Raw genomic sequence first — 11507 nt, forward strand, 5'->3', positions numbered from 1 at the left:
CAGCAAGTTAAGCGAAATTCACGATTATTACAGCGAGTCATGATATACTAAGAATAGTCATGAGGCATATAGATTATGAATACAACTCAAATGCGTAATCAAGTCAAACAAAATATTGATAAATTATCTCCAGAAAAACTAATAGTTATTGCTGAATTTTTACGTGATTTACTTAATGATGAAAATGAAGATGCAACAGAAGAATTATTAAAAATTTCTGGGTTTGAATCTGCTTTTGAACAAGCAAAACAACAAGTTCAAGAAGGGAAGGTAAAAGATTGGCGGATGATTAGAGATGACGTATAAAGTTCAATTATCATTAGAGGCAGAAAAAGTTTTTGCTAAAAGCAATAAAACCTTAGCGAAAAAATTAGCAAGATGTTTTCAAACACTTGAAGAAAATCCTAGTTTTCATCCTAATATTAAGCCATTAAAAGGTAATTATTCAGGTTATTATCGTTATCGAGTTGGAGATTATCGAGTTGTTTATTCCATTGATGATGAAGTAGTTTTGGTTAATATTATTCTGATCGCTCATCGTAGTAAGATTTATGAGTAACATTTATTTTCTTGGATAATAACAAGCGGTTTCTTGTGGCACAATTGATAGAGGTTAATCCATGCTAAAAACCGTTCAGGGAATTTATAAGGATGGAAAGATCCAACTTGCTGAAATACCAAAGGACATTCACGAAGGCACTGTATTAGTTACATTTCTAGAAAACAAAACTAGAACTTGGTCAAATCTAATTTTGCAACATCAAGGTTTTGCAGATAGTATTACCTTTGAGTCCTATCGAAACGAATTGCTGCCACCTGATGAAACCATATTTTCAGTTTAATATTTTTAATTGAATTTATGCAATATTTACTTGATACTTGTGTAGCTAAATATCGCCAAATTGTCCGCGAGTGCGATCGCCGATCTTGTAGGTTGGGTTGACGAAAGGAAACCCAACATTTCAAGTTATATAGCGGTATGCACTTGAGTGAGATACAGTCATAAGACCCCTCTCGAAGAGCGGGGAGGGGGTTGGGGGTGGGGTTCTTGTATTTCACTTAACCGATAACCGCTATAATAAAATTATCAAACTGAGTTAAAATTGTCATTTATGCGCCCCTTTAAAACCCCATCAAAAAGCGATTAGTGCGATCTTGTAGGTTGGGTTGACAATAGGAAACCCAACATTTCAAAGGTAAAAATGATAGTAGTGCGATCGCTAAAATCATTTTCAGAATTAAAAACCAAAAACGTAGAATCTCACGATCACAGGAGACAATCTAATGACAACAAGAGAAAGACTCATCCAAGAAATCTACCAAGTCCCTGAAGAAATAGTCGAAGAATTGCTTGATTTTTTATTGTTTACCCAAACTCGAAGAAATCAACAAAAAGAACAAAAAACGCCCAGACCTTACGCGCTTTGTCAGGGAGAATTTACTGTTCCTGCTGACTTTGATGATCCCTTACCCGATGAAATCTTACAGGACTTTGAAAACCCTTTATAAAAATTATGCGACTTTTACTCGATACTCATATTTTTCTCTGGTTTTTGAATGGTGATTCTCAACTTTCAAATCAATTTTGTGCAGAGATTAAAGACCCTAACAATAAGATATTTTTAAGCGTTGCATCTATTTGGGAAGCCATCATTAAATATCAAATAGGAAAACTTTTCTTTCCTCAATCTCCAGAAATCTATTTAACAAAACAACGTATCCGTCATCAAATTGATAGCCTATCTATTGATGAAGAAAGTGTTGCACAATTAATTAAATTACCACCTCTACATCGTGACCCGTTTGATCGTCTGATAATTTGTCAAGCGATTCAGCATGACTTAACAATCATTACAGTTGATCAAAAAATTCTTCAATATCCTATTATTAATGTTTTAAAGTGAGAATTAAACAGAATGGAAATTACTAAATTATCAAATCAAGGTCAAATAACTACGTTTTACTCAAGCAGCAATTTTACAGTATGACCTAAAAATCATAGCTTACGAACCAAATAAAGAGGAGATTATCTCATGGAAAAACTAGCTAAATATCGCCAAATTGTCCGCGAGTTACTAATTTCTCATGCCACCACAAATGAGCCAAATATTGAATGTCAACTCATTTTTGATACAGAACATGATCATTATCAAATTCTCGATCTGGGCTGGCAAGGACTAAATCGTAGTTATGCTTGTTATATTCATTTAGATATTAAAGACGGCAAAATCTGGATTCAACATAATATGACTGAAGCTGATATTGGTCAAGAATTAGTTGAAAAAGGAGTTCCCGCGTCAGATATTATTTTAGGTTTACATCCCCCCTATAAACGTCCTTTTAATGAACAAACTTGGTTAGATACTGTTGCAAATAACCCTAGTTTTGCTTTTCTGCATGATCCAGAAGAAGATATTTATACCCTGAAAGATGGACAACCTGTAGGTTATGAAGGGTAAAATCGTTTTAATTCAATTTCCCTTTGACGATTTATCTTCCAGTAAAGTCCGTCCTGCCTATTGTCTAACCAATACAATTTGAGCATATCAGCACATTATTTTTGCCCTAATCACCAGCCGTATTCCCGAAAATCCCCTTCATACAGATATTATTCTCAGACCAGAAAATCCAGATTTTATTATGAGTGGTCTTCGTAAATCATCAACCATCAGACTTGATTATTTGGTAACACTTCGATCCTCACTTATTCAGCGTGAGTTAGGCTCATTATCATTAAAGACTCAAACCTTAATTGTGGATATTTTGTGTGATATTCTACATTTCTAAAAAGCGTTCTGAGATTAATCCATACTAAAAACTATTCAGAGCATTACAGAGATGAATAAACTCAGAAACAAGGTAGTACAACCTTTGGAAGTCATCCCTGATGATAAATTACAAGAGGTTCTTAGCTTGTTAAATTATCTAGCTTGGCAAAGCGAAAATCCTCAAAATCAAGAAGATTAAGTGGCTTCTGTGCCGTTGGTTATCTCTTGTGAGACAATTTCTTTGTTGAATTAAAAATAATTCTTAAATCTATGAGCAATCAAACTTCTATTCCGGTTATTGTCAACGGTGCGGCTGGTAAAATGGGACGAGAGGTAATTAAAGCAGTAGCAGCAGCATCTGATTTGACTTTAATGGGTGCAATTGACACAACTCCTGAACATCAAGGTAAAGATGCGGGGGAATTGGCGGGTTTAAGTGAACCCTTGGAAGTACCAATTACGAATCAATTAGAGCCAATGTTGGCGTATGTGGCTGGGGAGAGACAGATGCAGCCGGGGGTATTAGTTGATTTTACTCATCCTGATGCAGTTTATAGCAATATTCGCAGTGCGATCGCCTATGGAATTCGTCCAGTTGTGGGAACTACGGGTTTAAGTCCGGCACAACTCGAAGAATTAGCTGATTTTGCCGAAAAAGCCAGTACCGGTTGTTTAGTTATTCCTAACTTTTCCATTGGTATGGTACTACTCCAAGAAGCCGCCCTCAGAGCTTCCCAGTATTTTGATCATGTAGAAATTATCGAACTCCATCATAACCAAAAAGCTGATGCTCCTAGCGGTACAGCCATTCAAACTGCTCAACTATTAGCGGAAATGGGCAAAACTTTTAATACTGCTATTGTGGAAGAAACGGAGAAAATACCCGGAGCTAGAGGCAGTTTAGCAGACGAAGGGATTAGAATTCATAGTATCCGCTTACCAGGACTAATTGCCCACCAAGAAGTAATTTTTGGCGCAGCAGGACAAATTTATACCTTACGTCATGATACAAGCGATCGCGCCTGTTATATGCCAGGAGTAATATTAGCCATTCGCAAAGTTAATCAGCTAAAGTCATTAGTATATGGGCTAGAAAAAATACTTTAACTGTTAGCAATTTTCGATTGGTGATTTTCCAATCCAAAATCTAAAATCCAAAATCCAAAATGTAAAATATGCTCGTTCCCTTAACTCGCCAAAAATTTGAACAAATCATCCCTCTAATTGCCTCTGGACCACAATATAAATACTATTGGGGGAAAGTAAGCAGTTTTGTGCAACGGATACTAATTTCTGTGGTGATCTTAGCTGTACTACTGCTGATACAATTCTTGTTTAGATTAGAATTTGGATTAATATTCTTTTTTGGGGTATTTGGTGCTTTCTTTTGGCTTTGGTATCCCATATTCCAAGCAAGTATACGCAATAGAAAATGCCGCCGTTACAAATACAGTGGCTTTTTTCGGGGACGAGTGTTAGACTGGTGGATTACGGATCGGTTAATGGGTAAACAGGAAACCGTGAATAGTAAAGGTGAGTTAGTCATCATCGAAAACCGCGAAAAGCGGATTAACTTAGAAATAGGCGACGATACAGGATTTACAGTGGAGTTTGAAGCTCCACTACGTAACGCTCATAAAGTCATTGCTCGTGGACAAATAGCTGAAATGGTGGTTATGTCCAATAGTTCTGATTTAAGCACTATTGAAGAATTCAGCGATATATATATTCCTAGTCGTGATTTATGGGTAAGTGATTACCCCTATGTCCGCAGAGACTTTTTCAACGAGGTTAGTGTGCGCTTGCGTGCAAATCAGGAGAGAAGACCCCGCCGTCGTTCGGGAAATAGGAGTCAGGAGTCAGGAGTCAGGAGTCAGGAGTCAGAAAGAAGAAGAAGGGAGTCGGAATAAAGAAGAAAGAAGAAAGAAGGAAAATTGCTCCCAACTCCCCCAACTCCCCCAACTCCCCCAACTCCCCCAACTCCCCCAACTCCCCCAACTCCCCCAACTCCCCCAACTCCCCCAACTCCCCCAACTCCCCAACTCCCCGCCCTAGATCATCCGCCTACACTTCTATCCTGTCCATAGGCTTGCCAAGCCAAATCCACTAAACCATCAACAATAGCAGCAGCTACGACAGCGTTACCCTTGCGACCTTCAACAGTAATATAAGGAACTAAGGATTCTTGTAATCGTTCTTTTACAATTTTTGAATTGATAAAACCTGCTGGGGTAGCAACTATTAAAGCGGGTCTAATTTCTTCCGCTTCAATTAATTCCACCAGTGCAGTTAAGGCTGTTTGTGCTTGACCAACTACAAATATCCCTTCTGGATAACGCCTAGCCAGAGTTTCAATGCCCCAAGCTGCACGGGTTTTTTCCTTTTGGGGTCGTGTTATTGCTTCCATACTGCAATACACTGGATTAGCAAAAGTATTTTGAATATCGTGGGATATACCCACCTGCACCATTGGCGAATCTACCACAATAGTAGTTCGCGTAGCTAAGGCGGCTGCTCCAGCTTGTAATGCTTGCTCTGAAAACCGAATCAAGGATTTATACTCAAGATCGGCTGTAGCGTAAACTACGCGACGGACGATTTCATACTCTGCTGGTGAAAAAATATGATCACCAATTTCATTATCAATAATTGCCAAACTTTGAGCATCAGTTACGTGCCATTCCATTGCTATTTAGCTTCTTATATATTAGCTTTCAGCTTATCAGTATTTTGGAGTTTGAACTGTAAAATTGCAAATTTCCCTTCCTAATCCCTATTCCCCAGTCACTTTTCAGGATTCAGCATCGGGAGAAATCCGATTCAGCATGGGAGATAAATAAGCTACTAAAGCACCAATGGCAAAAGCGGAAATATTGCGGACTAGAGGCAACCAATCGGTTGTCCGGGTAATAACTGGAGCAATACCGAAGGCAATAAATAACATTCCCCATAAAGGTGAGAAAATTAATGCCCATTGCCAAGCAACTATTTTTTTATCGCCACGGGGTTGGCCAGCAAAACCACAAATAATCCCGCCAACAGCGGAGGTAACAAGGGTGAGTATCCATTGTTCTCTAGGTAGTCCTGGAACGACGTTACAACCACCTTTGAGTAAACAACCTTTAACTGAATTTAGAGCCTGGAGAATGGCTTGATCTTCTCCTTCTTCACGAACAAAGTATAAATTACCAAAGCGAGTTTGTAGTTCAATCCAGAACGTGCGAGGTAAGAATTCATAAACTGCATCACCCACACTAAAGCTGAGGATGTTACCACCACGGGCATCTGCTACCAAAAGAATACTTTTATCATCTAAACCCCAATATTTAATCACTGCTCTACCTGGGGTACGGTCGTACTGAGTTAAAACACGCAGTTTCCAACCGGTGTCAGTTTCAAACTGTTCTAATTCTTTAACTAGCTTTTCTTCTTGGGGGTCAGGGAGAGTTTTTGCTAAATCTACTACTGGTGTTACAAAGCTGGGTAGTAAATCGGGATTTTCATAAGCTAGGGCTGATGGGGAATCAATTACTAAAATTGAGCCAACAAAGCAAAATACGGCAATTGATACTAAAATTCGTCGCCAAAGACACAGGTGCATGAACGTTTTTATACTATAGAATCAAGAGGATAATGTAACAAGTGCTTGTTAAAGCGTAATGTAAAAGTGATATTTCTTTACACTTCTTTACTTTACTCTAATATTTAGGTATCTTAACAAAATCTGATCAAGAAATTGGGAACAGGAGTCGGGAGTCAGGAATAAACTCCACAAAAATGCTTGATTTTTGATGGTATCAACACTTAAATATGCACATAGTTAAATTTGATACGGCAAATTGAAACGGTTCATAGTTTAACCAAATATGAAACCCCTCTGGTAAACCTCTCTTTTGCACCTCTCCCTAACCCTCTCCTAAGAGGAGAGGGAAAAGGAATAATATTTAATACTGGAGAGGCTTTGAACCTTGTTCTTTGTATGATAAAAAAGTCCAGCTTCTAGCCGTTTTGAGTATAACTGCAAAGCCAATTTTACTCCTGAGTCCTGACTTCTGCTGTATGTTTCGGTAGTTTCTCATTCGGTTTTCGGATTGGCAAGTGTTTTTGTATTTTTCCTGGGATTTTTTTGGCGTGTGAAACTTTTCCAAGCGGCTTTAAAGCCAATGAAGACGCTACGAGTGCCGATTTGCATACTTTCTGCTTGTTTCTTGGCATTATCCAGGCTTTGATCAAATTGTTTAACAACTTGACCGGCACTTTTGACACCTTCACTGACATCCTCGGTTAAGTCTGTTATTTCTATGCTGGTGTCGCGGATAGCGTTGAGAGTGGGCGGTAACTCCCGTGAAAGGGTGTCAAAGAATTTTTCGGCACTACGAGCAGCACGGGCTAATTCCTGCAAAGCGGGGATGGCTGCCACTAAAACGGTTGTTAGACTGACAGTAACTAGGAGGATGGATAGTCCCAGCCAAAATAAAGGATCAATCACGATTATGGCATTTATGAACGTTCTAGTTTTTCAGTCAGGGAATCGGTGTCGTCTGGGGTGCTGCTGATATCAACAGTATTTTGTTTGTGGAAACTTTGGCTTTCGCGCTGGGTGGCATCTATGCCAACAGCGATCGCTTCCCGCAATCTATCTACAGTTTCTTCCCAGTTATCTAGGGTGCTACTAGAAAGACGATCTGCCTGAATTTGGACACTGGTAGAAATATCTTCCGCTAATTCGGGGATAGCATTGGCAGATTTTTTAATCAGTTTACGGGTTTCACGTCCTGTTCGCGGAGCAACTAGTAAACCGACTAAAGTGCCGATAGCTGTTCCTAACATCAAACCACCAATAAAGATTCCAGAACGGTTATTAGACATTTTTTTATTTTTCTACTCCATAAAATTTAATTTTATACAGGATTCTAGTACCACAGGGCGTAAATAAACCACCCATTCTAAATCGTTAAAAAGCCTATACGGTCTTCGTTTTGACTAGGGGGTGGGGGAGGTAGGGGAGGTAGGGGAGGTAGGGGAGGTGGGGGGGGTGGGGAAGGTAGGGGGGTGGGGGAGGGAAGAACAGGAACAGAAGTTTTTTCCGATCATTACCCGTTGAAATAAATTTGACGAACTACTAGTACAAAACGGCGTAAATAAACCAACCATTCTAAATCCTCCAAAAGCCTATACTGTCTTCATTTTGACTTTTGACTTTTGACTTTTGACTTTTGACTTCCGCCTTGCGGTACTAGTAGTCTGTCAATATTTGTGTTAACGAAGTTTGAAAGTATTGCTAACAAACGGTTATAAAATTTAATAACTCACAATTTCAAGCTTGACAGACTACTAGTAGTCTGTTTCACTTTTGCCTCTTGCCTCTTGCCTTTTGCCTCTTGCCTCTTGCCTCTTGCTTTGCCATAACGACGATTTTCAATGCTAACCTACTTATAAGTTGCCACTTTCTTCGCTACAAGCCAAAGATTAGATATAGCATATTTCAAACATACTGTTTCTTTGGAAGCATGACAAGAAACCTTAACTGTTTGTGTTTTCACATCATCTTTTATAAGTTTGGCGTGGTAAGTGTAGAGAGTACCGGGAGGTTGTTCAAAACTCAACTCACCAATAATTGTATGATTATCTAAGCTTTTTTCGATGATTTTACCTGTTACTTGATAGTTAAACCAATCCCAACCTAAACGCAGCATGAGTTCTCTTTCCAAGATTTGGAGGGGATTTGGCAATATTCCCCAACCACGATAAACTTTATGTAAACATTGTATATCCCCAGTGTGAGTAAGAATTGATTTAAAGGTATCTTGATCGAGGATGCCATAATATCTTCCTTGGGGAAAATCTATGGCTGTGGGAGCAAATCTATGTCCTCCAAAGTGACTCGATTTCCAAATTCTGGTGTGATTTAACTGTAAATCAGCAATTGTATTTTGAGAGTAAAAGTAAAAAGGATTGCCATATCTAGCACAACATTGATCATGGCTTCCATGAGTACATATTAAGATATCTCTGGTAATACTAGATTCTATTTCATAATCAACACTTATTCCTGCTAACCATTTACTGACAATTCCGGCGACTTGTTCAATATTTGGTAATTTAAATTCTTGTTTTCGGTATCCTTGACTTAATCCCTGTTGCTGTTGATAAATTAATAGGGTTGTTTCTTGTCGTCTATGGGATTCATCATTGGCAATTAATAGAAACCGAATTGGTAGTTGATCGCGGGTTATATTTTCTACTAAACTGCGTAAGTTATCTGGTACCCATTTAGATTCAAAGGCTTCATAAACCCAAGGGGCAGGACATTCTATTAAAATGTAAGTTTGGTAGTTGGTAGCACTACCAATGATATCTTCTCGGATTTCTCGTGAATTATCTGCACAAAAAAGTTTATTCATTTAGACTTACTCAAGTAGAAAGTTAATGGTCAATGTTTAGATAAAATCCTGATTTTTTAAATTGCTTTTGCTTAAATAAATCCTATTGAAAAAATTATCTCAAAAACTATTCAAAAATATACAATAATTAAAAATACAGCATTATTTTATAATTTACAGGAGTTATTTTTAAAATGGTTACGGCTAATTTATGACTTATTTGATGGATACCGAATGAAATACATTCGCTAAGTAGGTTGGCGTTGAAAATTGTTGTTATGGCAAGGCAAGAGGCAAGAGGCAAGAGGCAAGAGGCAAGAGGCAAGAGGCAAGAGGCAAGAGGCAAGAGGCAAGAAGTTTTCAGCGATTTTACGTTTCTTTACACAGTTTGGTTTTATTGTGTTCACCTACTTAGTTAGTAAATTATATCTTAATTTATCTATATTGCGAAATATTCTCAATTGTCTGATAAAAAAATATAAAGATGTAAATCTTTATCTTGAACTAATCATGTATTTCAATTCCAGCCTAATCTACCTCCCCTACCTCCCCTACCTCCCCTACCTCCCCTACCTCCTGCCCCCCACTTGCCCTCACCCGTCATTTTCGGGTTGACAGATTACTAGTTAGGTGAATTCTACAAAAATAAGCATGATTAATATATAGGACTCCTATTTGATTTTTGATAGCTTGCGTGGCGTAGCCATACAAGACTCAGTAGGTATCAATTCTGTCTTTCCTGTTCCCTGACCACACAAGTAAATATGGCTAACGCCACGCTTCGCTATCAGGAATCAAACCGGATTCCTATAGAAATATTTTATATCCAAATAGTGAAGACGGTTTCTTGACACTCTCCGCGTCTTTAGACGCGGAGATTCTATAGAGAGTTTCAGTCTATATCCCTCAGTTATCCCAGTTTCAGGCACTGCCTTAAATATTTGGGTTCTTGCCCTGATTTCGTTAGCCCTGGCGGGCGAAATCATATCTGACAAGCGTAACTTTCCGAGAGTCCCTCGGTAGCTTTTTATGTCTTTAGTGACAATTTAATCGTATCACGAATATGGATTAAAATCAATGCAGGATTTATCCTGCCTCTAGTACAAAACGGCGTAAATAAACCAACCATTCTAAATCCTCCAAAAGCCTATACTGTCTTCATTTTGACTTTTGACTTTTGACTTTTGACTTCCGCCTTGCGGTACTAGCCTTCATCCCTTGTCTAAAGCCCAAATGTGGCTTCCTGAGTCACCTACATTTTCAAGGGTTTTCGGCGTTCTTCCTTATAATGAACTACAGCAAAATTTTTATTCAGTAATAATGGTGAATGCTTGATAGTTGTTTCGTAAATTCCCTATTTTTAATTATATGACATTAATTTTAGCTCTAGACTTTGGCGGGACAAAATTGGCAGCAGCAACAGTTAAGGCTGGTGGTAAGGAGTGGTTGGATCATGAATCACGATTTTCTCCTACAAATGGTGATGCTTTGACTGATTTGGAAATTATGCGATCGCTCATTGATTCCGTGCTAAAAGGAAGAAAGCCGGATGCCATTGGTGTCAGCTTTGGTGGTCCAGTGGATGCCACCACCGGGTTAGTCCGCTTATCTCATCACGTTCCTGGCTGGGAAAATGTTCCCCTTAAACAAATACTCGAAGAAGATTATCACGCACCTGCCAGTATAGATAATGATGCTAACGTTGCTGCCGTTGGTGAACATCGCTTTGGGGCTGGTCAAGGATATGATAGCCTATTTTACATTACCATTAGTACAGGTGTGGGTGGAGGCTGGATACTTGATGGTAAGCCCTGGCGAGGTGCATTAGGCATGGCGGGAGAAGTTGGACATATTGTGGTAGATCCTAGAGGTCCCTTATGCTTATGTGGAAAACGGGGATGTGTAGAACGTTTAGCTTCTGGTCCCTACATGGCGCAAAATGCACGGGAAATGTTGGAGAAAGAACCACCTAGCACTAACGGTAAAATCAGAGGAGACGTACTCAGGTATTTGACTGGTAATGATCTCAACTTACTTACAGGCAAAGTCGTCAGCACCGCAGCAGCCAACGGAGATGAAATAGCACAAGAAGTATTATACAGGGGTGCATGGGCTTTGGGGGTCGGTATTGGTAATGTCGCCAACCTCATGAATCCTCAACGGTTTGTTTTAGGTGGTGGTGTTACCAAATCTGGGGATAATTTCTGGACTGTGGTGCGAAAGGTGGCTAGGGAAACCGCACTCCCAGAGGTAAATTTTGAGGTTGTGCGGGCATTATTGGGTGATGATGCCCCTTTATGGGGGGCTGTGGCTTTGGGTTTGAATGTTTTGGATTAAACTCTTTTTCTCACGCAGA

At 39.1% G+C, this 11507-nt stretch carries 14 protein-coding genes and 1 pseudogene; 10 read left to right on the forward strand and 5 right to left on the reverse strand.

The window, feature by feature from the left end; all coding sequences use genetic code 11:
- The first annotated feature begins 75 nt into the window (after positions 1–75).
- The 9 genes and pseudogenes from NG743_RS13375 to NG743_RS13415 all read left to right on the forward strand — a co-directional run bounded on the left by NG743_RS13375 (position 76) and on the right by NG743_RS13415 (position 4678).
- Complete coding sequence (locus NG743_RS13375) at positions 76–306, forward strand: hypothetical protein (protein WP_039200252.1); 231 nt, start codon at positions 76–78, stop codon at positions 304–306.
- Complete coding sequence (locus NG743_RS13380; RefSeq protein WP_053540729.1) at positions 296–559, forward strand: type II toxin-antitoxin system RelE family toxin; 264 nt, start codon at positions 296–298, stop codon at positions 557–559. Before NG743_RS13375 ends, NG743_RS13380 begins: the two co-directional genes overlap by 11 nt.
- 61 nt (positions 560–620) lie before the next feature.
- Positions 621–842, forward strand: coding sequence for a hypothetical protein (locus NG743_RS13385; RefSeq protein WP_027403257.1), 222 nt, complete (start codon positions 621–623; stop codon positions 840–842).
- A gap of 442 nt (positions 843–1284) precedes the next feature.
- A complete protein-coding gene (locus tag NG743_RS13390; RefSeq protein ID WP_027403258.1) occupies positions 1285–1509 on the forward strand; it encodes a DUF2281 domain-containing protein in 225 nt (74 codons plus the stop codon).
- Between the two features lie 5 nt (positions 1510–1514).
- Positions 1515–1904: a type II toxin-antitoxin system VapC family toxin gene (locus tag NG743_RS13395; protein ID WP_027403259.1), complete on the forward strand. Its 390-nt coding sequence runs from the start codon at positions 1515–1517 to the stop codon at positions 1902–1904.
- Between the two features lie 129 nt (positions 1905–2033).
- Positions 2034–2342, forward strand: a pseudogene (locus tag NG743_RS13400) (XisI protein); the annotation flags it as partial.
- Positions 2343–2838: 496 nt separating this feature from the next.
- Positions 2839–2967 (forward strand): hypothetical protein, encoded by a 129-nt coding sequence (locus tag NG743_RS13405; protein ID WP_255549990.1) that lies wholly within the window; start codon positions 2839–2841, stop codon positions 2965–2967.
- Positions 2968–3038: 71 nt separating this feature from the next.
- Positions 3039–3875 (forward strand): 4-hydroxy-tetrahydrodipicolinate reductase, encoded by an 837-nt coding sequence (gene dapB / locus NG743_RS13410; protein ID WP_027403260.1) that lies wholly within the window; start codon positions 3039–3041, stop codon positions 3873–3875.
- 68 nt (positions 3876–3943) lie between these two features.
- On the forward strand, positions 3944–4678 hold the full coding sequence (locus NG743_RS13415) for a DUF8619 family protein (protein WP_027403261.1): 735 nt from the start codon (positions 3944–3946) through the stop codon (positions 4676–4678).
- A 146-nt stretch (positions 4679–4824) separates the two neighbouring features.
- Here the strand turns inward: NG743_RS13415 and NG743_RS13420 are convergent, their stop codons facing one another.
- From NG743_RS13420 to NG743_RS13440, 5 genes are all read right to left on the reverse strand, one after another.
- Positions 4825–5454 carry a precorrin-8X methylmutase gene (locus NG743_RS13420; RefSeq protein ID WP_027403262.1) on the reverse strand — a complete coding sequence of 210 codons (630 nt, stop codon included), beginning with the start codon at positions 5452–5454 and terminating at the stop codon, positions 4825–4827.
- Positions 5455–5559: 105 nt separating this feature from the next.
- Positions 5560–6369, reverse strand: a complete 810-nt coding sequence (locus NG743_RS13425) for a TPM domain-containing protein (RefSeq protein ID WP_027403263.1) — start codon at positions 6367–6369, stop codon at positions 5560–5562.
- A gap of 474 nt (positions 6370–6843) precedes the next feature.
- Positions 6844–7257 carry a hypothetical protein gene (locus tag NG743_RS13430; protein ID WP_035082915.1) on the reverse strand — a complete coding sequence of 138 codons (414 nt, stop codon included), beginning with the start codon at positions 7255–7257 and terminating at the stop codon, positions 6844–6846.
- Positions 7258–7268: 11 nt separating this feature from the next.
- Entirely contained in the window at positions 7269–7637 is a 369-nt protein-coding gene (locus tag NG743_RS13435) for a YtxH domain-containing protein (protein ID WP_027403264.1), read from the reverse strand.
- A 560-nt stretch (positions 7638–8197) separates the two neighbouring features.
- Entirely contained in the window at positions 8198–9172 is a 975-nt protein-coding gene (locus NG743_RS13440) for a ferredoxin family protein (RefSeq protein WP_257120236.1), read from the reverse strand.
- A 1347-nt stretch (positions 9173–10519) separates the two neighbouring features.
- Between NG743_RS13440 and NG743_RS13445 the strand changes: the two genes are divergently transcribed.
- Positions 10520–11488 carry an ROK family protein gene (locus NG743_RS13445; protein WP_257120237.1) on the forward strand — a complete coding sequence of 323 codons (969 nt, stop codon included), beginning with the start codon at positions 10520–10522 and terminating at the stop codon, positions 11486–11488.
- Positions 11489–11507: the final 19 nt, after the last annotated feature.

The organism is Dolichospermum heterosporum TAC447 (assembly GCF_024584745.1).
GTDB lineage: Bacteria > Cyanobacteriota > Cyanobacteriia > Cyanobacteriales > Nostocaceae > Dolichospermum > Dolichospermum heterosporum.